The organism is Aeromonas sp. FL131, from assembly GCF_049860615.1.
Classification (GTDB): Bacteria; Pseudomonadota; Gammaproteobacteria; order Enterobacterales; family Aeromonadaceae; genus Aeromonas; species Aeromonas hydrophila.
The window spans coordinates 317108-342736 of record NZ_CP187595.1 but is presented as its reverse complement, the minus strand read 5'-3'; the positions used below and the strand labels follow the sequence as shown (position 1 = coordinate 342736).

The 25629-nt window shown below is 62.1% G+C and carries 26 protein-coding genes and 7 tRNA genes; 14 read left to right on the top strand and 19 right to left on the bottom strand.

Annotation, left to right across the window (positions count from 1 at the left end; all coding sequences use genetic code 11):
• The first annotated feature begins 2 nt into the window (after positions 1-2).
• Together apaG and ACPW75_RS01720 are read left to right on the top strand one after the other, a co-directional pair.
• Positions 3-365: a Co2+/Mg2+ efflux protein ApaG gene (gene apaG / locus ACPW75_RS01725; protein WP_016349618.1), complete on the top strand. Its 363-nt coding sequence runs from the start codon at positions 3-5 to the stop codon at positions 363-365.
• Between the two features lie 6 nt (positions 366-371).
• The gene (locus ACPW75_RS01720) at positions 372-1193 is read left to right on the top strand and encodes a symmetrical bis(5'-nucleosyl)-tetraphosphatase (protein ID WP_011704877.1); all 822 of its coding nucleotides are present in this window, start codon (positions 372-374) and stop codon (positions 1191-1193) included.
• Between the two features lie 241 nt (positions 1194-1434).
• On the opposite strand, the gene ACPW75_RS01715 is transcribed toward ACPW75_RS01720, so the two are convergent.
• Entirely contained in the window at positions 1435-1935 is a 501-nt protein-coding gene (locus ACPW75_RS01715; protein WP_017410311.1) for a 2TM domain-containing protein, read from the bottom strand.
• Positions 1936-2171: 236 nt separating this feature from the next.
• Positions 2172-3161 (bottom strand): luciferase-like monooxygenase, encoded by a 990-nt coding sequence (locus ACPW75_RS01710; RefSeq protein WP_077095412.1) that lies wholly within the window; start codon positions 3159-3161, stop codon positions 2172-2174.
• 155 nt (positions 3162-3316) lie between these two features.
• On the opposite strand from ACPW75_RS01710, the gene ACPW75_RS01705 reads away from it, so the two are divergent.
• The 3 genes from ACPW75_RS01705 to ACPW75_RS01695 all read left to right on the top strand — a co-directional run bounded on the left by ACPW75_RS01705 (position 3317) and on the right by ACPW75_RS01695 (position 7202).
• Positions 3317-6289 (top strand): HD domain-containing phosphohydrolase, encoded by a 2973-nt coding sequence (locus tag ACPW75_RS01705; protein WP_077095411.1) that lies wholly within the window; start codon positions 3317-3319, stop codon positions 6287-6289.
• A gap of 132 nt (positions 6290-6421) precedes the next feature.
• Complete coding sequence (locus ACPW75_RS01700; RefSeq protein WP_024944334.1) at positions 6422-6772, top strand: hypothetical protein; 351 nt, start codon at positions 6422-6424, stop codon at positions 6770-6772.
• Positions 6773-6848: 76 nt separating this feature from the next.
• On the top strand, positions 6849-7202 hold the full coding sequence (locus tag ACPW75_RS01695; protein ID WP_077095410.1) for a hypothetical protein: 354 nt from the start codon (positions 6849-6851) through the stop codon (positions 7200-7202).
• Positions 7203-7244: 42 nt separating this feature from the next.
• On the opposite strand, the gene ACPW75_RS01690 is transcribed toward ACPW75_RS01695, so the two are convergent.
• The 4 genes from ACPW75_RS01690 to gltX all read right to left on the bottom strand — a co-directional run bounded on the left by ACPW75_RS01690 (position 7245) and on the right by gltX (position 13301).
• A complete protein-coding gene (locus tag ACPW75_RS01690) occupies positions 7245-8939 on the bottom strand; it encodes an AMP-binding protein (RefSeq protein WP_077095409.1) in 1695 nt (564 codons plus the stop codon).
• 170 nt (positions 8940-9109) lie between these two features.
• Positions 9110-10480 carry a YjiH family protein gene (locus ACPW75_RS01685; RefSeq protein WP_016349611.1) on the bottom strand — a complete coding sequence of 457 codons (1371 nt, stop codon included), beginning with the start codon at positions 10478-10480 and terminating at the stop codon, positions 9110-9112.
• Positions 10481-10805: 325 nt separating this feature from the next.
• Positions 10806-11768 (bottom strand): IS1595 family transposase, encoded by a 963-nt coding sequence (locus tag ACPW75_RS01680; protein ID WP_190283743.1) that lies wholly within the window; start codon positions 11766-11768, stop codon positions 10806-10808.
• 117 nt (positions 11769-11885) lie between these two features.
• Positions 11886-13301, bottom strand: a complete 1416-nt coding sequence (gltX, locus tag ACPW75_RS01675; protein ID WP_077095407.1) for a glutamate--tRNA ligase — start codon at positions 13299-13301, stop codon at positions 11886-11888.
• A 260-nt stretch (positions 13302-13561) separates the two neighbouring features.
• Between gltX and ACPW75_RS01670 the strand changes: the two genes are divergently transcribed.
• From ACPW75_RS01670 to ACPW75_RS01660, 3 genes are all read left to right on the top strand, one after another.
• Positions 13562-15664 carry a methyl-accepting chemotaxis protein gene (locus tag ACPW75_RS01670; RefSeq protein WP_179101316.1) on the top strand — a complete coding sequence of 701 codons (2103 nt, stop codon included), beginning with the start codon at positions 13562-13564 and terminating at the stop codon, positions 15662-15664.
• A gap of 98 nt (positions 15665-15762) precedes the next feature.
• Positions 15763-16431: a LysM-like peptidoglycan-binding domain-containing protein gene (locus ACPW75_RS01665; RefSeq protein WP_077095405.1), complete on the top strand. Its 669-nt coding sequence runs from the start codon at positions 15763-15765 to the stop codon at positions 16429-16431.
• A 272-nt stretch (positions 16432-16703) separates the two neighbouring features.
• Positions 16704-16913 carry a cold-shock protein gene (locus ACPW75_RS01660; RefSeq protein ID WP_011707209.1) on the top strand — a complete coding sequence of 70 codons (210 nt, stop codon included), beginning with the start codon at positions 16704-16706 and terminating at the stop codon, positions 16911-16913.
• Positions 16914-17190: 277 nt separating this feature from the next.
• Here ACPW75_RS01660 and ACPW75_RS01655 read toward each other — a convergent pair.
• The 8 genes from ACPW75_RS01655 to orn all read right to left on the bottom strand — a co-directional run bounded on the left by ACPW75_RS01655 (position 17191) and on the right by orn (position 18599).
• Positions 17191-17266, bottom strand: a tRNA-Gly gene (locus ACPW75_RS01655).
• Positions 17267-17290: 24 nt separating this feature from the next.
• Positions 17291-17366: transfer RNA gene (locus ACPW75_RS01650), tRNA-Gly, on the bottom strand.
• 24 nt (positions 17367-17390) lie between these two features.
• A tRNA-Gly gene (locus ACPW75_RS01645) sits at positions 17391-17466 on the bottom strand.
• Positions 17467-17490: 24 nt separating this feature from the next.
• Positions 17491-17566: transfer RNA gene (locus ACPW75_RS01640), tRNA-Gly, on the bottom strand.
• Between the two features lie 24 nt (positions 17567-17590).
• Positions 17591-17666, bottom strand: a tRNA-Gly gene (locus ACPW75_RS01635).
• Positions 17667-17699: 33 nt separating this feature from the next.
• Positions 17700-17775, bottom strand: a tRNA-Gly gene (locus tag ACPW75_RS01630).
• Positions 17776-17800: 25 nt separating this feature from the next.
• Positions 17801-17876, bottom strand: a tRNA-Gly gene (locus ACPW75_RS01625).
• Positions 17877-18053: 177 nt separating this feature from the next.
• The gene (gene orn / locus ACPW75_RS01620) at positions 18054-18599 is read right to left on the bottom strand and encodes an oligoribonuclease (RefSeq protein WP_045526077.1); all 546 of its coding nucleotides are present in this window, start codon (positions 18597-18599) and stop codon (positions 18054-18056) included.
• A gap of 91 nt (positions 18600-18690) precedes the next feature.
• On the opposite strand from orn, the gene rsgA reads away from it, so the two are divergent.
• From rsgA to ACPW75_RS01595, 5 genes are read left to right on the top strand one after another with little or no spacing between them, the layout of a single operon-like run.
• Entirely contained in the window at positions 18691-19725 is a 1035-nt protein-coding gene (rsgA, locus tag ACPW75_RS01615; protein WP_044800685.1) for a small ribosomal subunit biogenesis GTPase RsgA, read from the top strand.
• A gap of 28 nt (positions 19726-19753) precedes the next feature.
• On the top strand, positions 19754-20626 hold the full coding sequence (gene asd, locus ACPW75_RS01610; RefSeq protein ID WP_017410933.1) for an archaetidylserine decarboxylase: 873 nt from the start codon (positions 19754-19756) through the stop codon (positions 20624-20626).
• Positions 20623-20874, top strand: coding sequence for a VF530 family DNA-binding protein (locus tag ACPW75_RS01605; protein ID WP_077098124.1), 252 nt, complete (start codon positions 20623-20625; stop codon positions 20872-20874). Before asd ends, ACPW75_RS01605 begins: the two co-directional genes overlap by 4 nt.
• A gap of 4 nt (positions 20875-20878) precedes the next feature.
• Positions 20879-21130, top strand: a complete 252-nt coding sequence (locus tag ACPW75_RS01600) for a DUF2960 domain-containing protein (protein ID WP_011707214.1) — start codon at positions 20879-20881, stop codon at positions 21128-21130.
• Positions 21131-21132: 2 nt separating this feature from the next.
• Entirely contained in the window at positions 21133-21531 is a 399-nt protein-coding gene (locus ACPW75_RS01595; protein ID WP_029304354.1) for a hypothetical protein, read from the top strand.
• 50 nt (positions 21532-21581) lie between these two features.
• On the opposite strand, the gene ACPW75_RS01590 is transcribed toward ACPW75_RS01595, so the two are convergent.
• The 4 genes from ACPW75_RS01590 to ACPW75_RS01575 form a co-directional block, all read right to left on the bottom strand.
• The gene (locus ACPW75_RS01590) at positions 21582-22784 is read right to left on the bottom strand and encodes an ISL3-like element ISAeme19 family transposase (protein WP_084865641.1); all 1203 of its coding nucleotides are present in this window, start codon (positions 22782-22784) and stop codon (positions 21582-21584) included.
• 171 nt (positions 22785-22955) lie between these two features.
• Positions 22956-23297 carry a DUF417 family protein gene (locus tag ACPW75_RS01585; protein WP_270697013.1) on the bottom strand — a complete coding sequence of 114 codons (342 nt, stop codon included), beginning with the start codon at positions 23295-23297 and terminating at the stop codon, positions 22956-22958.
• Entirely contained in the window at positions 23207-23524 is a 318-nt protein-coding gene (locus tag ACPW75_RS01580; protein ID WP_270697011.1) for a DUF417 family protein, read from the bottom strand. The genes ACPW75_RS01585 and ACPW75_RS01580 overlap by 91 nt, the downstream gene beginning before the upstream one ends.
• Positions 23525-23566: 42 nt before the next feature.
• Complete coding sequence (locus ACPW75_RS01575) at positions 23567-23896, bottom strand: carboxymuconolactone decarboxylase family protein (protein WP_017410929.1); 330 nt, start codon at positions 23894-23896, stop codon at positions 23567-23569.
• A gap of 113 nt (positions 23897-24009) precedes the next feature.
• Between ACPW75_RS01575 and ACPW75_RS01570 the strand changes: the two genes are divergently transcribed.
• A complete protein-coding gene (locus tag ACPW75_RS01570; RefSeq protein ID WP_077098126.1) occupies positions 24010-24927 on the top strand; it encodes an AraC family transcriptional regulator in 918 nt (305 codons plus the stop codon).
• Positions 24928-24987: 60 nt separating this feature from the next.
• Here ACPW75_RS01570 and ACPW75_RS01565 read toward each other — a convergent pair whose 3' ends face one another.
• Positions 24988-25482, bottom strand: coding sequence for a hypothetical protein (locus ACPW75_RS01565; protein ID WP_017410927.1), 495 nt, complete (start codon positions 25480-25482; stop codon positions 24988-24990).
• Positions 25483-25629 lie beyond the last annotated feature (147 nt).

The window sequence follows — 25629 nt, the reverse complement described above, 5'->3', positions numbered from 1 at the left end:
CCGTGGCAACTCCGCACATCGTGATCCGCCCATACCCCCGTTATGTGGCGGATTCCAAAGACCCTTACCAGTTCCATTATCTCATCGAGATCGAGAACCTGGGGCCGGGCCCGGCGCAGCTGCTGCACCGGCGCTGGCTCATCACCGATGCCAATGGCAAGATGCTGGAAGTCGAAGGCCCCGGCGTGGTCGGCGAGCAGCCGGTGATCGCAGAGGGAGAGACCTTCCGCTATCAGAGCGGCGTGCCGCTGGCCACCCCGCTCGGGGTGATGGAAGGGAGTTATACCCTGCAAGACGAGTCGGGGCAGCAATTCGAGGCGCCCATCGCGCCCTTTACGCTGGCCGTCCCCCACATTATCAACTGAGGTTTCATGGCGAACTGTTTTGTTGGCGATATCCAGGGCTGTTACGACGATTTGCGCCGTCTGCTGGATCTGGCCGAGTTCGATCCCGCTAACGACGTGCTCTGGCTGTGCGGCGATCTGGTCGCCCGCGGCCCGGACTCTCTCAATACCCTGCGCTTCGTCAAGGGGCTGGGCAACCGGGCCGTCACCGTGCTCGGCAACCACGATCTGCACCTGCTGGCGGTCGCCGATGGCGTCGCCCCGCTCAAGAAGAAAGACAAGCTGCAGGAGCTGATGGAGGCACCGGATCGGGACGAGCTGCTGGAGTGGCTGCGCCACCGTCCGCTGCTGGCGGAGCACCCCGACCTGCCCATCATGATGGTACATGCCGGCATCTCCCCGGCGTGGGACGCCCGCACTGCCCGCAACTGCGCCCGCGAGGTGGAGAGCCTGCTGCGCGGCGATCAGTACCAGTGGCTGCTGCACAACATGTATGGCGATCAGCCGGATGGCTGGCAGGACGATCTGGTCGGGATCGAGCGCTACCGCTACATCATCAACACCTTCACCCGGATGCGCTTCTGCTATTTCGACGGCCGGCTCGACTTCAAATGCAAGAAGGGCCCCAAGGAGTCAACCCCGGGCCTGCGCCCCTGGTTCGAGCAGCGCGAGCACCATGTGGATGACCCCATCCTGGTGTTCGGCCACTGGGCGGCCCTGATGGGCAACACCGGCAAGCAGGACATCAAGGCGCTGGACACCGGCTGTGTCTGGGGCAACAGCCTCACCCTGTGGCGCTATGAAGATGACGCCCTGATCGCCACCCCCTGTCCCACTTACGCCAAGTGACGAGAGGAGTGCGTCTGAGCAATCAGGGCCTCACCCGGTGGCGCTATGAAGATGACGCCCTGATCGCTACTCCCTATCCCACTTACGCCAAGTGACGATAAGCGGCTGACTCTGAGCAACCCTGTGGCGCCATGAAGATGAGGCGCTGCTCGCCACTCACAGTCCCGCCTACGCCAGATAGGCTGCAAAACAAAACGGGCCCGGCATTGCCGGGCCCGTTTTTTATGGTGCACCACTCACCCTAGAGCTTGCGCCCCAGCCGTTTCTCGATCTGCTGCCGCTCCCATTCGGGCCCGAACAGCTTGAACGGCTGGAACAGGTTGATGGCATGGGAGATCAATCCCAGCCCCCAGCCCAGCGCTGGCCACCAGGCCCAGATATAGCCCGGGTTGCTCAGGTAGTTGATGACAAACAGCCCGCAAATCACCAGCAGGTAGCTGGCGATGTGGTAATAGAAGCCCTTGAGCCCCTCCACATAACGCATGGCGGCCCGCTCCTCTACCGATACCCGTATCTCATCCCGTTCCATCGTGTCACTCCCTCTCATCTCGTGCTCCTGTTGGCTTGTACCGTCAAGTTGCGCCACTTCGAGCTCAAAGACGGCGGCCAGGGCCTTGAGGGATTCCAGTCCGGGCTGCTGACCCTGCTCGATCCGCTGTATGGTGCGAACGCTCAGGCCGGTAAAGGCGGCCAACTGCTCCTGTGACCAGCCCCGCTGCAATCTCAACTTCCTGACGATCATCTCGAACTCCTTGTGGTTGATTGACGGGGCCAGCATAGGGGCCGGCGGGTGCCATGGGCCACGACAGCGCCCTGACACCAACCTGACTTTCCTTTGGATTCAGTACATTAGATAAAAGAGCGTGCTCAAAAACTCAGCTATTCCTCCCCACGACGCCCCCCTTTCGATCACCTGACAGCAGGGCGACAGAGGTGGCACTTTGTGCAAGATAGCGCCTTGGTATCGGGCAGGCGAGCTTATAGCGTCTGCATCAACTCGGCGGCAATCTCGAAAGAGCGCAGGCGAGCCTGATGATCGACGATGGGGCCGTTGAACATCAGCTCGTCGGCCCGGGTTTCCGCCAGCAGCGCCTTGAGGCCGTGACGTATCTGGTCCGGATTGCCCACCAGCGAACGGGCCAGGGTCTGCTCCATGGCCACCAGCTCGCGCTCTGACCACTCCTCTCCCAGTTCGATGACAGGGGCCGGCAGCTTGCCTGCGTTGCCGCGATGCAGGCGCAGGAACTGCTGCTGCAGGGTGGTGAACTGGAAGCGCGCCTCCCGCTCGCTGTCGGCGGCGATCATGTTGATGCAGACCACCGCATGGGGCTTGGGCCAGCGGGCGGAGGGGCGATACTGGGCGCGATAGATCTCCAGCGCCTGCAGCAGCATGGCGGGCGCGAAGTGGGAGGCAAAGCCGAACGGCAGCCCCATGGCGGCCGCCAGCTGGGCGCTGTAGAGGCTGGAGCCCAGCAGCCAGATGGGCAGATGCAGCCCCTGCCCCGGTACCGCCTGCACCGCCCCCACCTCGTCGCCAAAGTAATCCATCAACTCGCGCACATCGGCCGGGAAGTCATCCACCTCACCGCTGCGCTGGCGTCTGAGCGCCCGCATGGTGCGCTGATCGGTGCCCGGCGCACGGCCAAGCCCCAGATCGATGCGATCCGGATAGAGCGACGCCAGGGTGCCGAACTGCTCGGCGATGACCAGCGGCGAGTGGTTCGGCAGCATGATGCCGCCCGCCCCGATGCGCAGGGTATTGGTACCGCCGGCCAGATGACCGATCAGCACCGAAGTGGCGGCGCTGGCGATGCCCGGCATGTTGTGGTGCTCGGCCAGCCAGTAGCGGCAATAGCCCAGGCGTTCGGCATGACGGGCCAGGTCCAGCGAGCGGCGAAACGACTCGGCCGGCTGGGAGCCTTCGGCCACGGGCACCAGATCGAGTACGGAATAGGGGATGGCAGACATGGGTCACTCCATTGATTCACAGACCAGTAACAAGTGGGGCAATGTAGCACGGGATACCTGAATGAATCACCTGATCAGCCGGCAAAATTGGCCAGAGCGAGCGCCGAGAGCCCCGGCAGGCGCCGTTTCCGTCAGCCACATCCCGATATCCATGAATGGGTTATTGTGTTTTCTGTCATCCTGTTGGCACACTGCAAGCTGATCGTCTCTGCAATCGCCCGTGTGACAAGGATGTGTCCATGACAACTGCCAGGCCAGGTCGTAAACCCTTCTATGTGCATATCGCCACCCTCTTCATCCTGCTGTTCACCCTGCTCGGCAGCGCCCTCATCGCCTTGCAGTTCCAGCAAGGGGCACGCCAGGGACTGGAGCACGAGCGACAGAACTTCCTGCAGTATCGCCAGCAGCTGGCCCTCGCCCTGCAGCTGAACGAGCGACCGGCCCGCATGTCGCTCAGCCTGTTGCGCAGCGGCCAGCTGGCCGCCATGACCACGTTGACCGAACGCCTGGCCTACCTGCCGCAACTGGCGGAGGTGCTGGCCAACAGCCCCAGCTATGGGGCCGTCTACGCCGGCTACGAGGATGGCGACTTCTTTCTGGTGCGCAAGCTGACCGAGCGGGCCCGAGCCCAGCTGGGGGGCGTACCGGCCGCCAGTACCCTGCTGGTGCAGAGCCTCAGCCAGGGCAAGGGAGAATTTCTCTATTTCGATCAACGGCTGACCCTGCTCGAGCGCCGCCCCATGCCGAACTACCGCTACGATCCCCGCAGCCGCGACTGGTACAAGCAGGCCCGCTGGCGCGCGGGGATCGCCACCACCAGCCCCTATCTGTTCTTCACCACCAAGGAGCCGGGCATGACGCTGGCGGTGGAGAGCGACGACCGGCGCGCCGTGATCGGGCTCGACACCAGCGTCGAGGGGCTGTCGGCCCTGATCGGCAAGCTGCAGCTGCCCGCCCAGAGCCAGGTGATCCTGTTCGATGAGTACGCCACCCTGCTGGCCGCCGACCCCAGACACCTGCCCAGCTTCGAGCAGCTGAGCCAGCTGCCCATGCTGGCGACCCTGCCCCACCCGGCCCTGCCGGATCTGCAGCAGCGGATCATCAGCCAGCCCACCCTGCTGAGCGAGCCGGCCGAGCTCAACCTGACCGCCACCGATGGCAGTGACTGGCTGGTCAACCTCGCTCCCCTCGGGACCGACTCCCCCTTCCACATCGCCCTGCTGGTCTCGGCCGACCAGCTCTATCAGCAGGCCCGGGACGAAGCCCTGGTCAACCTGGGCTGGGCACTGGCGGGCCTGCTGTTGCTGCTGCCGGTGATCTGGCTGGTCTCGCGGCGTACCGCCACCCCGCTGCTGGCGCTCACCAAGGAGGCGGAGCGGATCCAGCACTTCGATTTTGGCGAAAGCCGGGTCCCCGAGTCGGCCATCCGCGAGATCGATGATCTGGCCCGCACCATGTCCGGCATGCGGCTGACCCTCGGCAACTTCATGAACATGGGGCGGGCGCTGGCGGCCGAACACCGCTTCGACTCTCTGCTCAGCCGCATCCTGCACGAGACCATCGCCGCGGTGCAGGCCGAAGGGGGTTGTCTCTACCTGGCCCAGGAGCAGGGCATGGTGGCGGTACAGGCGCTGTGGCGCCAAGCGCCGCTGCCGGCCGGACAGGTCCGCTGGCAGCAGGCCCTGTTTGGCGAGCTGGCCCGGGGCGAGCGGCTCAGCCTCGCCATCGACCAGAGTGGTTGGCAGCAGTATCTGGCCGACTGGGGCCCCTTCCCCGGCCCCTGCCAGCTGGTGGCCGAGCCGCTGCGCAACCATCGCCAGGAGCTGAGCGGCTGCCTGCTGCTGATCCTGCCTGACTGCCCGGCCCGCGAGCTGGCCTCGCGCATCAGCCTGATCGAAGCGCTGGCGGGCACTTCGGCCTCCGCCATCGAGAACCAGCGCCTGCTGGAGGAGCAGAAACAGCTGCTGGAATCCTTCATCGAGCTGATGGCCGGCGCCATCGACGCCAAGAGCCCCTACACCGGCGGCCACTGCCAGCGGGTGCCGGAGCTGACCCGGATGCTGACCGAGGCCGCCTGCGCCCAGCAGCAGGGGCCGTTCGCCGAGTTTCGGCTCAACGAGGAGGAGTGGGAGGCCATCCATATCGCCAGCTGGCTGCACGACTGTGGCAAGGTGACCACCCCCGAGTTCGTGGTGGACAAGGCCACCAAGCTGGAGACCCTCTACGACCGGATCCACGAGATCCGCACCCGCTTCGAGGTGCTCAAGTGCGACGGCTACATCGAGGCGCTGGCGGCCCGCCTGCCGGCGTCCGAACGGGAAGCGGCCAGGAGCGAGGTGGCTCCGCTCTGGAGCACCCTGGATCAGGAGTTCGCCTTCGTCGCCGAGTGCAACCTGGGCGGTGAGTGGATGGCACCGGAGAAGCTGGCCAGGCTGGATGCCATCGCCAGCCGCACCTGGCTGCGCACCCTGGACGATCGACTCGGCATCAGCCGGGAGGAGCTCAAGCTGCGCCAGAACGAGCCGGCCGCACCACTGCCCTGCGTAGAACCCCTGCTGGCGGACAAGGCCGCCCACCTCATCCCCCGCCCCGTTCATGATCAGCTGGACGAGCGCAATCCCTGGGGCTTCAAGGTGCGAGTGCCCACTCACCTCTACAACCGCGGCGAGCGTTACAACCTCGCCATCGGTCGCGGCACCCTTACCGAGGAGGAGCGCTACAAGATCAACGAGCACATCATCCAGACCATCCGCATGCTCGAACGCCTCCCCTTCCCCCGCCATCTGCGCAGCGTGCCCGAGATTGCCGGCGGCCACCACGAGCGGATGGACGGCAAGGGCTATCCGCGCCAGCTGCTGGGCAGCCAGATGAGCATCCCCGCCCGCATCATGGCCATCGCCGACATCTTCGAGGCGCTGACCGCCAGCGATCGCCCCTACAAATCGGGCAAGACGGTCTCCCAGTCGCTGGCCATCATGCAGAGCATGGTGCGCGAGCAACACATCGATCCCGCCCTGTTTGCCCTGTTTGTCAGCAGCGGCATCTGGCGCGACTATGCCGAGCGCTTCCTCGCCCCCGAGCAGCTGGATCAGGTGGATGAAACCGCCCTGCTGGCCGCGTTGGCCTAGGCCGGGTCATATTTTCTTACATTTGTGGGCTGGCCTGAGCGCCCCCGGCTGGTTATAACGGTGCCCCTATAGCGAAGGGGGAGCAATAGACTCCCCCTCACTCTTTGTCACACCACACTGTTCAGGTTATCTATGTCAAAACATCTCATTGTGCTGGGCGCGCTGACGCTGTCCGGCTGCTCCCTGCTGTCTCCCCCCGCCCCCACCGTTACCCCGGTGCACCTGGCCGATGCCAGCCAGCGCGGCTTCTACATCGAGTGCAGCAGCATGACGGCCTGCTTCCAGCAGGCCAACCAGACCTGCCCGCAGGGCTACAAGGAGACCGATCGCCGCCAGCAGACGCTCTACAGCACCCAGTATCTGGGGGGCAGCTACGACGAAGACAAGAAGGTCTACAAGGCAGCCAAGCCCTATCGCGTCGCCAACACGGTCCACTCCCTGACCATCCAGTGTCCGGTCGACATGGGCATCACCCCGCGCTGATCCGCGCTTCGCGGCTGGCACGGGAAACCCGAATCCTGGCCGGCCCTTCTCTTGTCTCACCAAGGACGAGCCTCTTATGTCACCCAGAATATGTCTGCTGGGCAGCATCTTGCTGTCCGGCTGCGCCCTGCTGCCGGAGCCCGCCACCGTCAGCGAACTCCCCTCCGCCAATCCCGCTCAGCAACGCTTCCAGATCGAGTGCGGCGCGCCAGAGGAGTGCCAGCAACAGGCGCTCTTGAGCTGCCCCCACGGCTATCAGCAAGTCGATCGAAGCAAGCGCACCATCACCACTCACCAGATGAGCATGGGGGTCGCCGATCCGGTGACGGGATTTCGCCCAGGCTTCCCCCAGACCAGCACCTTCACCACCCACATGCTGCTGGTGCAGTGCCCCCGCACACCGGCACAGCCCCATCCGCTTGGACGCTGACGAAAAAGGGCCCGCAGGCCCTTTTTCCGTTGTCACCGCCACTCAGCCCGTCGCCTCGGCGTGCTGGCGGGCCAGCTCGTCACTCATCAGCTCCCGCATCCTGAATTTTTGCAGCTTGCCTGTCACCGTCATGGGGTACTCCTCCACGAACCGGATGTACCTGGGCACCTTGAAATAGGCGATGCGGGCCGCCAGGAACTGTTTCAGCTCCTCCTCGCTGGCCTCCTGGCGGGGTCTGAGCTTGACCCAGGCGCACACCTCTTCGCCATAGCGCTCGCTGTCGACCCCGAACACTGCCGCATCCTGCACCGCCGGATGATCGTACAGACGCTCTTCGATCTCGCGCGGATAGATGTTCTCGCCACCGCGGATGATCAGCTCCTTGCTGCGCCCGACGATCCGCACATAGCCCTCTTCATCCATGATGCCGATGTCCCCCGAGTGCAGCCACCCCTCCTGGTCGATGGTCTCCGCCGTCTTGACCGGATCCTGCCAGTAACCCTGCATCACTCCGTTGCTGCGACAGCAGATCTCGCCCCGCTCGCCGATGGCGACTATCTCTCCGCTCGGGTCGACCAGCTTGATCTCGGTGTGGCCGATGGCGCGGCCAACCGTGGTGACCCGCTTGTCCAGCGGCGCATCGATGGCGGTCATGTGATTGATGGGGCTGCACTCGGTCTGGCCGTAGGCGATGGTCACCTCGGTCATGTGCATCAGGGTCTGCACCTTGCGCATCAAGGGCTCGGGGCAGATGGCACCGGCCATGATGCCGGTGCGCAGGGAGGAGAGATCGAACTGGTCAAACTCCGCCAGCTCCAGCTCGGCGATGAACATGGTCGGCACCCCGTGCAGGGCGGTGCAGCGCTCCTCGCTCACCATCCGCAAGGTGGCCGCCGGATCGAAGGCTTCGGCCGGAAACAGGGCACAGGCCCCCACGCTGATGCTGGCCAGGTTGCCGAGCACCATGCCGAAACAGTGGTAGAGCGGCACCGGGATGCAGAGCCGGTCCTGCTCGCTGAACGCCATGCCTTGTGCCACCTGGCGGCCGTTGTTGAGGATGTTGCTGTGGCTGAGGGTGGCCCCCTTGGGGTTGCCCGTGGTACCCGAGGTGAACTGGATGTTGATGGCGTCATCGGGGTTGAGGGTGGCCGCCACCCGGGCCAGCCAGCCCGGGTCCTGCCGGTCGCCCAGTGCCAGCACCTCGGGAAAGTTGAGCATGCCGGCGCTTTGCTCCTCCCCGAGCCGGATCACCATCTCCAGGCTCGGCAGCCGGGATGATGCGAGGCGGCCGGGTGGGCAATGCTCTAGTTCTGGCGCCAACTCCCCCAGCATGGCGAGGTAGTCGCAGCCCTTGAATGCACTGGCACAGATGAGGGCCCGACAGCCCACGTTGTTGATGGCAAAGGCCAGCTCGTAGCTGCGGTAGGCGGGGTTGATGCAGACCATGATGGCCCCGATGCGGGCCGTGGCAAATTGTACCAGGCACCACTCGATGTTGTTCGGCGACCAGATGCCGACCCGATCCCCCGGCCGGATCCCGAGCGCCAGCAGGCCCAGCGCCAACCTGTCTATCTGGGTCAGGTATTCACGGTAGTTCCAGCGGATCTGCTGGTGGCGCACCACCACTGCTGGCCGGTCGGGGAAACGTTCCGCGATCTGTTGCAGGTAGGCGCCTATGGTCTGGTGAAGCAGCGGCTGATCGCAGGGACCGGCCCGGTAGCTGAGCAGTGAGGTCATGGGGTGACTCCTGGCCACATAGGTTGGACGTGCCTACTGCTCGGCTGGCGTGTTTTTGCAGCCTGTTACATTAATGTAAAAACAAGGCCAGTAAAAGACTCACTTTGGTCTAATGCCGGCCATAAAAAACGGCCAACCGAGGTTGACCGTGTGACAAGGCGCGAGCCGGATCAGAACAGCAGGTGCGCCACCCCGGCGATGACCGGCAGGGTGATCAGGGTACGCAGCAGGAAGATCACGAACAGCTCCCACAACTTGACCGGGATCTTGCTGCCCAGCAGCAGGGCGCCCACTTCCGACATGTAGATGAGCTGGGTCACCGACATGGCAGCGATCACGAAGCGGGTGATGTCGCTCTCGATGGTGGAAGCCAGCACCGCCGGGATGAACATGTCGGCAAAACCCACCATGATGGTCTTGGAGGCCGCTTCCGCCTCCGGCAGTTGCAGCAGCTCCAGCAAGGGTACGAAGGGGGCACCCAGCCAGTTGAAGATGGAGGTGTGCTCTGCCAGCATCAGGGCGCAGGTGCCGATGGCCATCACCACCGGCAGCACGCCGAAGATCATGTCCAGCGCATTCTTCACCCCTTCCCGTGCCACTGCCCCCATGTCGGTCATGCCCTCGGCCTTGGTCAGGGCCCGTTCATAGCCGTAGCTCAGCACGCTGTGCTGGTGCGGCACAGACTCCTGCTTGCGACACAGGGGAGTTCCGTCGCTGTAGACATCCTTCTTCCAGCAGAGCGGCGGCAAACGCGGTACCACGATGGCGGCTACCACCCCGGCCAGGCAGACGGTCAGGTAGAAGGGCACGAACATGTGCTCCAGCCGAACCTGGGAGATCACCACCAGGCAGAAGGTGATGGAGACGGCAGAGAAGGTGGTGCCGATGACGGCCGCTTCCCGCTGGGTGTAGAACTTGCCTTCGTACTGTTTGCTGGTCAGCAGGATGCCGACACTGCCATCCCCCAGCCAGGAGGCGAAACAGTCCACCGCGGAGCGACCGGGCAGACGGAACACCGGGCGCATGATGCGGGTCATCATGGTGCCGACAAACTCCAGCAGACCGAAATCGAGCAGCAAGGGCAGCAGCAGGCCGGCGAAGATGAAGACGGAGAACAGCACCGGCAGCAGATCATGCAGCACCAGGCCGCCGGTCGCATCGGAGCGCAGGGCCGCCGGGCCCGCCTCGAAGAAGGTCAGCAACACGAAGATGCCGCCCAGTACCCGAACGCAGGCCCAGAAGGGAGAGACGTTGAACAGGCTGTTGAGGAAGGGGCGCCTGACCAGGATCGCCGGCTTGAACAGCCAGGCTACCAGCGTCATCAGCATGGTGGTGGTGATGATGGCGCTGACCATGGCCACCAGATAATCGGCAAACACCGTTTGTACCAGCTTCGCCAGCACGGCCACGGGAATGGTGACGTTTCCGTCATAGATGACGGGGGTCATGAACAGCAGGATCCCGATGAGTGACGGGACCAGGAACATCAGCACGTTGCGGCGGGTATTGAGCGCAGGTGCTTGCAGAGTCTTTTCCAGCATGGTCTACAGCCTTAATGTTACTTTTCCTTAGCCAGGCAAGCCTGCATATCCATGCTCTCGCCCGGCAAAACGGGCGCAAGAATACCCCAATAAAATGCACAAACAAGCTTTTAATGGATCATTTCAAGCATAAATATTTATACAGGCAAACCTTCCATAAGAATGCACGCAAGCAGATACGCATATCAATTCATTACGATTGGTTAGCATATTGTTTCAGCAAGGTTACATTCAGGTGCGCAGTATAATCAGTTGCGGTTGGCAGGCAATAAGTGACATAAGAAATATATCTATATGGTGATCCGGTCGATCCCCATAAAAAAGGCTATGTCCCAATTACGTGTTGCATGGGGCGCCCCAGCGCCTCATGCAAGCAGCGTGAGATATTTACTCCCCGCCCATAGCGCTCCAACATCCTGCGCCAACCCAGATAATTCCTCAGATAGTGGGTCGCGACCCCATGGAACCGCTCCATCCACTCCTTCAATCGCCTGTGGTACCCGTTCACATGTTGGATGTGATACGCCCCCACCACTCGCTCTCCCGCACGATTGTGCACCACTTGGTGGGTCATGCCCTGCGACTTGCTGAAACTGGCATACACCCCAGCGCCATCGCTGCACAGGACGGCATCCGGGGCGATAAGCGGCTCAAGCACCGCCTTCACCGCCTTGGCATTCAACTGTTCCAACTGGAAGTCAGCCAGGTGGCCTGCTCTGTCTTGCACCACCATCACTGGGATGTAATCCGGCCCTGTGCCTCGGGTACGGCCTTTGCCGCCACGCTGGCGGGCCGGGCGGGGTAATCCGCGCTGGCCTTTGAAGGATTCCAGGAAGAAGGTCTCATCAACCTCGACGATACCCTCTTCCCGTACTGCCTGGTGGCTAGCCATGGCCTTCAGGAAGCGGTGACGCCACAAAAAGGCGGTGTTTTTACCGACCCCACAGCGGAGCGCCGCCTGCCGGACGGTCAGACCGTCGATGAGGGCCTGTGCATAGTCTTCCCAGCATTGTGGCTTGCGAAGTCGAGCGAGAGGCGTGTTGGTGAGAACGGAACTGGTGCGCAGACACTGCTTGCAGCGATAACGGCGCAGCCCTCGAGACCAGCCCCAGGGAGCTAGTTGTGTGGCCTCGGCCTGACAGTGAGGGCAGCATTGGCATGCGGGAAGTTGAGTGGCCAACGAGGTGATGGGGTGAGGGGTGGTGAGTTCCTGTTGCGCGAGACGACGCTGACGCAAAGTGAGCAATGGGAAGAGGGACAGTAGCTGTTGAAAGGCTTGGGTATCCATGATGGCGGCCCTCAAGGTGATGACCTACTTCAAGGTTAGCCTTTCAACACATAACTGGGACAAAGCCATAAAAAAGGGCCCCCGTACGGGAGCCCTTTCGCAAGCACTGGCTGGCGCTTATTCGGCGGCCATGCGCGCTTCGATATACGCCAAAGCTCGGTCGATGCGGGCAAGAACCCGCTCCTTGCCCACCAGCGCCATCACGGCGTCGATGCCAGGGGACTGACCGAGACCGGTGACCGCCACACGCAGCGGCATACCGACCTTGCCCATACCCTGACCCAGCTCGGCGGCAGTGGCTTCAATCAGCTCATGCAGCGCTTCGGTGGTCCAGCTATCCAGAGCAGCCAGCTTGGTCTTGGCCAGTGTCAGCGGCTCGGCAGCCACGCCACGCAGGTGCTTCTTGGCAGCCGCTTCGTCGATGGCCTCGTACTCTTCGAACAGGTAGCGGCTCTGGGCCGCCATCTCGACCAGGGTGTTGCAGCGCTCGGCCAGCAGGGTGACCACGTCGGCCAGCGCCGGGCCCTTGTTGGTGTTGATCTTCTGATCGGCCATGTGCCAGGCCAGATGCTTGGCCACATAGGCCGGATCCAGGCTGCGCATGTAGTGGTTGTTCAGCCACAGCAGCTTGTCGGTATTGAAGGCGGAGGCAGACTTGGAGATGGCATCCAGGCTGAACAGCTTGATCATCTCGTCCAGGCTGAAGATCTCCTGATCGCCGTGGGACCAGCCCAGACGCACCAGATAGTTCAGCAGCGCTTCCGGCAGGTAGCCGTCGTCGCGGTACTGCATCACGGAGACTGCACCGTGGCGCTTGGAGAGCTTGGCACCGTCGTCACCCAGGATCATGGAGACGTGGGCAAACTCCGGTACCGGCGCGTTCAGCGCCTTGTAGATGTTGATCTGGCGCGGGGTGTTGTTGATGTGGTCTTCGCCACGCACCACGTGGGTGATCTCCATGTCCCAGTCATCGACCACCACACAGAAGTTGTAGGTCGGCGCGCCGTCGGTACGGCGGATGATCAGATCGTCGAGCTCGGTGTTGGCGAACTCGATGCGGCCACGGACGTGGTCATCGAACACTACGGAGCCTTCGGTCGGGTTGCGGAAGCGAATGACGTGCGGCGCATCGGCCGGGTGATCGTGGGCGTGGTCGCGGCACTTGCCGTCATAACGGGGCTTCTCGCCGTTGGCCATCTGGCCTTCGCGCAGCGCTTCCAGCCGCTCCTTGGAGCAGTAGCACTTGTAGGCACGGCCGTCGGCCAGCATCTCGTCGATCAGCCCGTTGTAGCGATCGAAGCGCTTGGTCTGGTAGTAGGGGCCCTCATCCCAGTTCAGCTCCAGCCATTCCATGCCCTCAATGATGGCGTCGATCGCCTCCTGAGTGGAACGTTCCAGGTCGGTATCCTCGATACGCAGCACGAACTCACCGCCCTGGTTCTTTGCAAACAACCAGGAATAGAGTGCGGTACGGGCACCGCCGACATGCAAAAAGCCGGTCGGGCTGGGAGCAAAACGGGTTTTGACTTTCATCTTTAAGCCTTGTGTAGAGGGCCTTGGGCCAATTCGTTAAAAAAACCGTCGCATTTTAGCACCGACAATGACGGATGGGAAAACCATGCAGCCGCAGCGGGCAAAAGTAGGGGGTTGCACAGGCGTCCCAGCCGCTTGCCGCCTGATATTTGAAGGGGATCGCAAAACAAAATCCCGGTTTCCGTTTTGCTATGACAAGTGTTGGAGAGCTGCCTCCTCCGGCCGATATCCAAATAACGCTCACCAACAAGGAAGAGACGATGCAGTTCCGTTCTATCCAGAATCGCATTCTGGTGATGGCCGGGATCGCCATGACCGCCGCCCTGGTCATCCTGATCCTGCTCAACCAGTACTCGGGTCAACAGACCCAGAAGCTGACCATCAGCTCCAGCCGCGCCGCCCTGCAGCAGGAGGCATGGCAGAAGGTCAGCGCCAACGCCCGTGCCGAGGCCGCCACCATCACCCAGTTGCTGCAAAAGGGGCTCTCCTATACCCAGCAGATGGCCAGCGCCCTCGCCCTGCAGCAGGAGGGCAAGCTGCCGCTGGATCGCCAGCAGGCCACCGATCTGCTCAAGGCCCAGCTCGCCCTCGAACCCCAGCTCTACGGCGCCTTCGCCGGCTTCGAACCCAACGGCTTCGACGGCCAGGATGCCAGCTTCGCCGGCCAGACGGCGCTGGGCAGTGACAGCAAGGGGCGCTTCGTGCCCTATTTCTATCGCGACAAGGAGAGCATAGGCACCGACCTGCTGCTCTCTATCGAGAAGAGCGATCCGGATGAGTTCGGCAATCCGGCCAACGACTACTACGCCTGCCCGAAACGGGAGGGACGCTCCTGCCTCATCGACCCCTTCAAGGTGGACATCAACGGCCAGCAGGTGCTGGTGAGCACCATCACCACCCCCATCATGGTGGGTGGCCAGTTCAAGGGGATCGCCGCGCTCGATCTGGCAGTGGACTCCATCAGCCGTCAGGCCCAGTCCCTCAACAGCAACATCTATGACGGCAAGGGAGAGACCCTGATCGTCAGCGCCGCCGGCGTCATCACCGGCACCAGCGGTGATGACAGCCTGCTCGGCAGCCGCGCCGACAAGCTGCTCGGCAACGGCTGGCAGCAGTACCTCAAACCCGAGGTTCAGCGCCAGGAGCTCGACGATGCTTTTCGTATCTCGGTACCCATCGCGGTGCCGGGCATGAGCCGCAACTGGGCCATCATCGTCACCCTGCCCTACAAGGTGGTGCTGGCCGAGGCCGACCAGCTGGAAGCCCAGTTGAGCGACATGAACCGGGCCGCCATGACCCAGCAACTGGTGGGCGCCGTCGTCGTGCTGGTGCTGGCGCTGGCCACCATGCTGGTCATTGCCCGCAGCATCACCGGCCCCATCCGCCAGATGGTCAGCCTGGTGGATGACATCGCCGATGGCGAGGGAGATCTAACCAAGCGGCTCAATACCCAGTCCCGCGATGAATTGGGGGACTTGGCCAAGGGCATCAACCGCTTCATCGACAAGCTGCAGGTGCTGCTGGGGGATGTGCTCAAGACCGCCAGCGAGGTCAACCGTCACGCCGGCGACACCGATCGCATCGCCGGCCAGACCGATACCAACCTGCAGCACCACCAGGCGGAGATGGAGCAGATGCTGACCGCGGTGCAGGAGATGTCCTACGTCAGCCAGGAGGTGGCGACCCACGCCAACAACACCGCCGACTCGGCCAAGCAGGCCCAGGGGGCGGCGGATCAGGGCAAAGTGCGCTTCCAGCAGGTGATCCAGTCGATGCACAAGGTGGCCGCCGAGGCTGGCAAGGGGGCCGAGGTGGTCGAGGGGCTGGCCCACGACAGCGAGCAGATCACCAGCATCCTCACCGTCATTCAGGGGATCGCCGATCAGACCAACCTGCTGGCGCTCAACGCCGCCATCGAGGCGGCCCGGGCCGGCGAGCAGGGCCGCGGCTTTGCGGTGGTGGCCGACGAGGTACGTAAGCTGGCGGGCAACACCCAGCAGGCGGTGCAGAATACCCAGGAGCTGATCGAGAAGATCCGCCACAGCTCGGCCAACGCGGTCAACGCCATCAACCAGAGCCAGCAGCTGACCCATCAGGCGGTGGGCGAGGCGGATCTGGCAGAAGAGGCGCTCGGCAGCATCTATCAGGCCATCTCCACCATCAACGACATGACCTACCAGATCGCCTCCGCTGCCGAAGAGCAGAGCTCGGTTTCCGAGACCGTCTCCGGCAACCTGTCAAAAACCAACGCACTGGCCAACGACATCGCACTGGATGCGACCGAAACGGCCAAAGCCAGTCAGGCGTTGCGCCAGGCGGCCGAGCGTTTACAGCAATTACTGGGACAATTTCGTCTCAGCTGATAATTTTCCACCTCAGGACTCTCCCCCTCGGGGGCGAGTCCGTTTACCATAGGCACGAATTTGCCTGATGGCAGGCAATGTAGTGAGAGGTAAATGCCGTGCCCACCCCGGACCGTCGCCCCCGTGGCCACAACAGACGAGCCCAGCAGCGTCGCCAAGACGAATCACAAGGATCCCTGCTCCATCGTATCAATGCCGCCACCCTGCCCCTGCGTCAACGCATCGGCCAGGGCATGAGCGGACTTGGCCAACGCGGCCAGGAAGCCAAAACAGGCAAGTTCAAGCTGGCGAGCCCGCTGCCGCGCAAGCACACCATAGGGCTGCTGATCCTGATCCCGCTCTGGTTGCTGGTGCTGGCCTGGGAGCCGGCCGTCCCCGCGCCCAAAGCAGCGCCGTCCGGTTCGCTGGCGGTCCCCATCGCCGTACCGGCGCAGGCCCTCACCGTCGGCAACGGCACCACAGGCAGTGCACCGGCCGCAGCCAAACCGGTCGAAGAGAAGGTGGATGGCACCTGGCTGCAGCACGACGTGCAAGCCGGCGAGACCCTCTACTCCATCTTCCGCAAGTTCGAGCTGCCGGGCGCCGAGCTCAGCCGCCTGATCGCCATCGAAGGGCCTGATCGGCCGCTGACCCGCCTGCAATCGGGCCGGGCCGTGTTCATCCTGATCGATGATACCCGCCGCATCCAGCGGGTCGAGATCCGCTCCTACGGTCAGGCCATCTACCGCTACGACCGACAGGGCGAAGGATTCGCCCTCAAGGAATGAAACAACGGGAGGCCTGGTGCCTCCCGTTTTTTTGACCTGAATCCATGAAATAAGCCGCTGAGTTCACAATATTTTTAGCTTGCTCAAAAAATGAAAAGTGCCAAATTGACAAGGGATCGCGCTCACGTACAATCGTTTGTGCTTTAGACAGGGATTGTTCTACATGCTACTGGGACAAATTGACGTGGTCAGTCATGCTTCAACCCCTGATTTCTAGGCAAATGCTGCCCAACAAGGCTTAGTTTCATTTTGTTATAGATAGGACTTACCACATGTCTGACATTCGCACCGGCCAAGTAAAATGGTTCAATGAGACCAAGGGTTTTGGCTTCATCGAGCAATCCCAGGGACCGGACGTTTTCGTTCACTTCTCCTCCATCCAGAGCGCCGGTTTCAAGACCCTGGCTGAAGGTCAAAAAGTCCAGTTCACTGTGACCCAGGGCAAAAAAGGCCCTCAGGCTGAGAACGTTACCCTGCTCTAAGCCACGCCAGTGAGCCTGTAGGAGGAGCCATCGGCCCTCCTATTTTTTTGCCCACCGTTTCCCCTTCCCCGCCACGCTCACAAGCCTGCCCGCAGCAACAGCAACCCTCCCCACGACAATCATAAGCTTGCCTATAACCACAGCCCTCCCCAGCACCTGCGCACGAAGCGGCTACAGAAGACATGGGCCTGATCTGGCTGAACGCCGGACACGGCAAATCATCGCGGCGCGATATGATGGGCAATTCAAAGGGATGATGAGAACTTCGAAGAGAGATTGGAGCGGGAAACGAGACTCGAACTCGCGACCCCGACCTTGGCAAGGTCGTGCTCTACCAACTGAGCTATTCCCGCAACAGGATGTCATTTGCAAGTGATTGGAGCGGGAAACGAGACTCGAACTCGCGACCCCGACCTTGGCAAGGTCGTGCTCTACCAACTGAGCTATTCCCGCAACGGAATGTCACTTACAAATTTTTGGAGCGGGAAACGAGACTCGAACTCGCGACCCCGACCTTGGCAAGGTCGTGCTCTACCAACTGAGCTATTCCCGCAACAGGATGTCATCTGCAAGTGATTGGAGCGGGAAACGAGACTCGAACTCGCGACCCCGACCTTGGCAAGGTCGTGCTCTACCAACTGAGCTATTCCCGCATCGGAATATCACTTACAAATTTTTGGAGCGGGAAACGAGACTCGAACTCGCGACCCCGACCTTGGCAAGGTCGTGCTCTACCAACTGAGCTATTCCCGCAACATTAGGTTGTCTTGAGGCTGTGCTGATGATTGGAGCGGGAAACGAGACTCGAACTCGCGACCCCGACCTTGGCAAGGTCGTGCTCTACCAACTGAGCTATTCCCGCATCGGAACGTCATCAGCAAACTTTTTGGAGCGGGAAACGAGACTCGAACTCGCGACCCCGACCTTGGCAAGGTCGTGCTCTACCAACTGAGCTATTCCCGCAACTACCTTAAAACGGCCGTACAGCATTTGGTTGCTTGCGCTACTGTACGGGAGCCGAATTATAAGAGCAGACATTCCAATTGCAAGGGCTTTTTTGTCTGGTTGCGCGCGTTCGCTCAAAAGCTGGTCGAACTGTCGATTTTAGCAACCGGGAGAGCACAAGCCCTTGCCGCAGACTCAGATCTTGAAGACGTGGCTGCGGTAAAACTGCAGTTCGGCAATGGATTCGCGGATGTCGTCCAGCGCCTGATGGGTACCGCTCTTCTTGAACTGGTCCAGCAGCGCCGGCTGCCAGCGGCGCACCAGCTCCTTGATGGTGCTGACGTCCACGTTGCGATAGTGGAAGAAGGCTTCCAGATCGCTCATGTGCTTGACCATGAAGCGACGATCCTGGCCAATGCTGTTGCCGCACAGCGGGCTGGTACGCTCGGGCACCCACTGGCGAATGAACTCGAGGGTCTCGGCGACGGCTTTCGCCTCATCGTGCTGGCTCGCCTTGACCCGGGCCACCAGACCACTGTTGGTGTGGGTGTTGACGTTCCAGTCGTCCATCTTGGCCAGCTCTTCGTCGCTCTGGTGAATGGCGATGACCGGCCCTTCGGCCAGCACGTTCAGGTCCTTGTCGGTGACGATGGTGGCGATCTCCAGTACCACATTTTGTTCGGGGTCCAGACCCGTCATCTCCATGTCGATCCATACCAGGTTCTGCGCGCTGACTGTCATGATTGCTCTCTCTATTGGGAGGAATGGCGGAATTTTGCCAATTTGCATGTATCATACTGGCTTTGGATCTGTTCATAAACTGGCGAATCGAGTGGCAAAGAAAGCAAAACTCAATCTGGGTCAACAAAGGCGCGTCCAGGCCAACCGCGAGCGGCGGCTGCAAAAAGAGCACACCACGGTCGTGGATGACACCCTGTTTGGCCCGGCCATCGAAGGGGTGGTGATCAGCCGTTTTGGTCAGCACGCAGACGTCGAGGCGAGCGATGGTGCCATCCACCGCAGCAACCTGCGGCGCAGCAGCATCAGCAGCCTGGTGTGCGGCGACAAGGTGGTGTGGCGTCCCGGCCTCAATGCCGCGACTGCCGGCGTCATCGAGGCGGTGCATCCGCGTCACTCGGTGCTGACCCGGCCTGACTTCTACGACGGGGTCAAACCCATCGCCGCCAACATCGACCAGATCATCATCGTCTCGGCGGTGATGCCCGAGTTCTCCACCAACATCGTCGACCGCTATCTGGTGGCCGCCGAGGATGTGGAGATCCGCCCCCTGATCGTGCTGAACAAGGTCGACATGCTCGATGACGCGGCCCGTGCCCGTATCGAGCGTCAGCTCGCCACCTACCGCAAGCTCGGTTACGAGGTATTGCTGGTAAGCTGCGAGAGCGGCGAAGGGCTCGATGAACTGAAAGCCGCCCTGACCGACAAGATCAGCATCTTCGTCGGCCAGTCCGGGGTCGGCAAGTCGTCGCTCACCAATGCCCTGATGCCGGGGCTGGATGTGCTCACCGGCGAGATCTCCGAGAACTCGGGGCTTGGCCAGCACACCACCACCACGGCGCGGCTCTATCACTTCCCGAGCGGCGGCGATCTCATCGACTCCCCCGGGATCCGCGAGTTCGCCCTCTGGCATCTGGAAGCCGACCGCATCACCTGGTGCTTCGTCGAGTTTCGCGACTACCTGGGTGGCTGCAAGTTCCGCGACTGCACCCACAAGGACGATCCCGGCTGCGCCCTGCGGGCCGCCGTCGACAGTGGCGCCATCAGCGCCGATCGCTTCCACAACTATCACCGCATCCTGGAAACCATGCAGGAAGCCCGTCACGGTCGCCAACAGGCGCGGCTGTGACCCTATTCAACCTACCTTGATGATGAACATGAGCATTACTGACAACCTGAAAATTGCCGGTCAATACTGTCTGCCCAAACACGCCCTCTCCCGCCTGGTCGGCAAACTTGCAGCTGCCGAAGCAGGCAACCTCACCACCAGGGTGATCGAGGCCTTTATCAAGCAGTACCAGGTCGACATGAGCGAGGCGCTGCACGAGAGTCCGGCCCACTACAAGAGCTTCAACGAATTCTTCACCCGTGAACTCAAGCCGGGGATCCGCCCCTTGGTCGAGGATGCCATGACCCTGGCGCTACCGGTGGATGGCACCGTCAGCCAGCTCGGTCCGATCCAGCAGGGCCGCATCATCCAGGCCAAGGGCCACGACTACAGCGCCCGCGAGCTGCTGGGCGGCTATGAGGATCTGGTGGCGCCGTTCAAGGATGGCGACTTCGCCACCATCTACCTGGCGCCCAAGGATTATCACCGCATCCACATGCCGCTGGATGGCGTGCTGGAGAGCATGGTGTTCGTGCCGGGGGATCTCTTCTCCGTCAACCCGCTCACCGCCGAGAACGTGCCCAACCTGTTTGCCCGCAACGAGCGGGTGGTCGCCACCTTCCGCACCCCCCACGGCCCCATGGCGCTGGTGCTGGTCGGTGCCACTATCGTGGCCAGCATCGAGACCATCTGGGCCGGCAACATAGCGCCGACCAAAGAGAAGCGCGTCGTGCGCTGGGATTACAGCGGCGACGAAGCCATCACCCTGCAAAAAGGTGCCGAGATGGGCCTGTTCAAGCTGGGCAGTACCGTGGTCTGTCTGTTTGGCCCGGGGATGCTGGCCGGTTTCGAGCCTCATCTGGCCAACGGGGTCACCACCCGCATGGGTCAGCCCTTTGCCAAGCTGGCGGCGCAGGCATGAGCGAGCAGCCCGCCTCCTCGCAGAAGAACAACCCGCTGCACGGGCTGACCCTGGAAGCCATCGTCACCGCCCTGGTCGCGCACTATGGCTGGGAAGAGCTGGGGCAGCAGATCAATATCCGTTGCTTCACCGATAACCCCAGCATCAAGTCCAGCCTGAAGTTCTTGCGCAAGACCCCCTGGGCCAGAGAGAAGGTCGAGAGCCTCTATCTGTACGTCCAGCGCAAGCAGACCAAATCAAAGGAATAACGCCATGGCGTTCAAGATTACCTACACCTACGGCAAAAAAACCAAAGAGATTGGCTACGCCAACGACAAGTTCAACAGCATCTACGATGCCATTGCCGCTGCCGAGGGGATCAACCTGGCCAGCTTCCACGCCATGGAAGAGCAGCTGGCCCAGGTGTGCCGGCGTGACAAGAAGAGCGTGAAGGATTACCGGGAGAACTACTTCAAGGAGCTGGGCTTCTCCAATATCGTCATCGAACGGGACGCCAAGGAGTAAGCATGCGCACCCTGACCCTGATGGCCGCCTCCCTGCTGCTGGCGGCCTGCAGTACCCCGGAACAACATCTGGTTGGCAGTGATCGCGACAGCCATGGCTGCATCGGCAGTGCGGGCTATCAGTGGTCGGCGCTGACCAAGCAGTGTGTGCGGCTGTTCGAGCAGGGCATCCGGCTCAACCCGACCGATGCCGGCCAGACCAGCAGCGCCTTCGTGCTGTTCAACGCCGATCAGAGCCAGGCCGAGCTGACCCTGCCGAGCGGTGAGCAGCACCTGCTCACCCGCCAGGGGGCGGAAGGCAACTGGTCGTGGCAAGGCAGCGGCTACACCCTCTTCCCCTGGAAGGGCTATGTGCTCAAAGCCGGCGAGCAGACGCTGTTTCACGGCGACGTCGCCCGCTAACGCGGCAACCTTCTGAAAGCCCCCGGCCCCGCCGGGGGCTTTTTTATGGTTCATCGCGGCTTTCCGGGGAAGGCCGCCTTGATTTTCAGAAAAAAGTATTCTGAGTCCCTAAATCCATATGCCATACGCTTTATCACTTTGATCTTGTTGTTCACCCCTTCCAGCACACTCGTGTGCATCGGGTAGTTTGCACTCGCCAGGATCCCCCGCATATATTTCGATAAATTTCGACCAAATCGTTGCAGCGGCGCTAGCCCGCTTTCCTTCACCTGCCGCATCCAGCTCCGCCATCGTCGCCATCCTTCCCACACGCTCGGCGCATACCAGATGCCCTTCAACGCCTCTTTCAGCACGTACACCATCGCCAGCGGTTGATTCGCCGCCAACAGCTCCTGCAACTTCACATCCTGTTTTTCACTCAGCTTCGCCCGATTACGTAGCAGCAACCAACGCGCACTTTTGACCACTTTTCGCGCCGGTTTATCGCTTTTCAGTGCATTCGCCTGCTCCACTCGCACCCGGTCCACCACCTCTCGGCCATAGCGAGCCACCACGTGGAACAGGTCGTAGACCACCTCCGCCTGCGGGCAGTGTTGCTTCACCTCCAGGTCGAACGCCGTGTTCATGTCCATCGCCACCGCCTCAATCTGCTGGCATCGCTCGCCGAGCTGCTCGAAGAAGGGACGGATAGCGGCCCGGCTGTTGCCGTGCCCCACCCACAGGACGCGGGTTCGCTCGGCATCCATGATCACGGTGGCATAGCGGTGTCCCTTGTGCAGGGCAAACTCATCCATCACCAGCCGCCGCACCTCCCCAAGTTCGATGGTGCCCACACTGGTCTGCAAACGGCGCTTGTCGATCTCCTTGATGGTGTGCCAACCGACCCCGGTGAGCTGGCTGACATGGCGGATGGGGAGGTACTGAACGAGCGCTTCAATCCAGCACTGCATGCGCCGGGTGAGGCGGGAGCCAGAGGGGAGCCAGTCGATATGTTCACTGACGCGACCACAGCGCAGACAGTCGACGCGGCGAACAGGCAGTTGTAACCAGACTTGTCGGTCAAATAGGTCTCGCTCACGCACCCGGCGGATACGTTGGTCGTGGATCAATGGCGTGGGTTGCAGGCATCGGCGACAACGGGGCAACAGGTCGGCGCGAGGCTCAAGGGTAAACAGGGTGTGATGGTTGGCAGAAAGCGCTTGGGCGATGACGGTATAACCTGGCCAGAAGGAGGCAATATCAATATGATGCACGGCGACAGCAGGGTGATGGTGGTGGTGTGTTTGGAGACAGCCAGTTTACCAGCACCCTGTCTGTCAACTTCCACTTCCCCAAGATCCCGCGAAGAACCTTTTTTATGCATGCCTCGCGCCCCATAAAAAAGCCGCACCCGAGAGGGTGCGGCAAACGGCAGGCAGGGTCACTCATCCACGTCTGGCCAGCAGGGTCCTGGCCGAATCCACCATGGCGATGTAACCACACGCCAGCATCATGATGTCCTTCAGCACCAGCCGCCCCGCTCCCGACAGATAGGGGAAACCGTGGTGGGCATCCCCCAGCGCCGGCACCCAGGTTTCCGGGGTGAACACCAGAAAGCTGAAGGTGACGAAGGGGGTCAGAAACGCCATCAGGGCCCCGATCAATCCCAGCAGGGGAAAACGGAAATTGGCCAGGATCAGCAGGGCGAACACCAGTTCCACCACGCCCAGGCCATGGGAGTAGCCATAGGTGTTGTTCTGCTCGTGCCAGGCCCGGTTTTCCGGCACCAGCTCCCCCTCGTGATTAAGGTGCTGACGATACTGGTCCGGAGTTCATAGAAGAACGACATGAAGGGGCTGTTGGCCACGAAAGGGGTGATGCTGTCCGCCTCGTAGGGGATGAACTTCAAGAGCCCGATCCAGATGAACACGACCCCGACGGCAATCCGGCAGAGGGTCGCGCCCAGACGATCACCACCCGCGAGCACGGCCAGCAAGCGATTGAATATCAACATCCTTACTCCTCAGGGGCCGGCTGCAGCCGGCCCCGCACAGCCTCAGCGATCGATGGCATCCAGCACCCGGGCGGAATAGACCATGGCGGCCCCGGCGTTCATGGCAACGGCGACGCCCAGTGCATCGGCGATCTCCGCACGGCTGGCACCCTGCTTGAGGGCGGCATCGGCATGGACGGCGATGCAGCCATCGCAGCGAGTCGTGACGGCCACCGCCAGCGAGATGAGCTCGCGGGTCTTGCCATCGAGCACGCCGCTCTTGCTGCCGGCGGCCGACAGCTGCTGATAGCCCTTGAGGGTATCCGGGCTCAGGGTGCCCAGCTCCATGACGCGGCCCATCAATTGTTTACGGTATTGATCCCAGTCTTGCATCTTGACTCTCCGGTTTGGCAGAACAGGCCCCTGCCTGCTCGATGAAGCCAGTATTGCATCGAGATGTGAGTCGTTTAATACTTTAAAGACGCAAATAACAGTCAAATAGAATCATGAACCAGATAGACCAGCTGATCAGCCAGGCCGGCATCCAGGGCACGTTCGACGTGCGCTGCCTCTATCGAGGCGGTTTCAGACTGCCCCACGAACAGAGCCCGGCCGGGGTGATGCCGTTCCACCTGCTGATGAAAGGAGAGATCCGGGTCAGCACGGCGCAGGGCGATGACGTGGTCCTGCGACCGGGCGATCTGCTGCTGCTGCCCGGTGGCGAGCCCCATACCATCTGGCGCGAAGGCGACACCCTGACCCTGGCCGAGCCGGGCGACGGGCTGCTGCCGCTAAGGGGCGATGGCGGCGATCAGGTGGAGTTTCTGTGCGGCGAGTACCGCTATCAGGGGCCGCTGCGGCCGCTGTTGCTGGATGCCCTGCCCAGCCCGCTCTGCATCCCGCTGCTCGCCAGCGAGTCGCAACAGGCGCTGAGCCTGGTGCTCAGCCTGATCCACCAGGAGCTGCTGCGCGAACAGCAGGGCTCGGGGGCAGTGCTGACGGCCCTCAGCCAGGTGCTGCTGGCCATGGGGCTGCGGGCCCATGCCAGCGATCCGCACGGGGCGCTCGGGCTGGTCGGTGCCCTGCAGGACCCCAGGCTGGGGGGCTCGCTGCAGGCCATGCTGGCCGATCCGGCTCACCCCTGGAGCGTGGATGAACTGGCGGCGCTGGCCGCCATGTCCCGCGCCACCTATTTTCGCCACTTTCGCCAACGGCTGGGCTGCAGCGTCTGGGAGTTCATGGTGCGGGTGCGGATGGTGCGGGCGGCCGAGCTGCTGCGCCACCCGGATCAGCTCCCCCTCGGCGAGGTGGCGCAGCGGGTCGGCTATCAGTCGGAGGCCTCGTTTGCCAAGGCATTCAAGCAGTCGAGCGGGATGGCACCAGGCCGCTTTCGCCAGCAGGGCTGGCCGGCCCTGCCCGGCTAGCGGCCCACAAACAAAAACCCCGTTGCAGGCAACGGGGTTTTTGCTGGCACTCAGCGCGACTTAATTGCCGAGGGTGGAGAACAGGCTCTGTTCCAGGCTGCCGCGGGAGACGCACACCGGGGTGATGGAGGGTGCCAGTACCCGCTCGCCGGAGGACTCGACGAAGTAGAGCTGGGTGTTGCCCTTGACGTTGACGGTCGCCACGCTGTTGTTGCCGCTCTGGGTGATGATCAGGTTGATCTGCAGGTTGGGGTTGCCCAGTGCGACCTTGGAACCCATGGTACCGCAATCCAGCCACTCCAGACCGTCGGCCGAATTCTCGACGTTGGCGGTCATCAGGCCGGAGCCGCGCTGGCTGTTCTCGATGTTAAGACCGTGATCGCCAAACCACTTCTCGGCACGGGCCCACACCAGATCCACCGGGATCTGCATCTCCTGGGTGTTGTTGGTCGCCTTGGCTACCGGCGGGGTATAGCGGTACTGTTCGCCGCCATTGTTGTCGCTGGCACAACCGGCCATCAACAGGGCCAGTGCTACTCCCACAATCTTTTTCATGCTGCTTCTCTCATCCATATAATCCGGCCATCGGCCGACCGGCGGCTATTATGGCGTCAGCGACACAGACTGTCAGCAGGGATCGGCAGAAATGAGTCAGCCTTAACCCAAGCTTTACAAAACCAGCCTGCTATCATAGATTTGCTC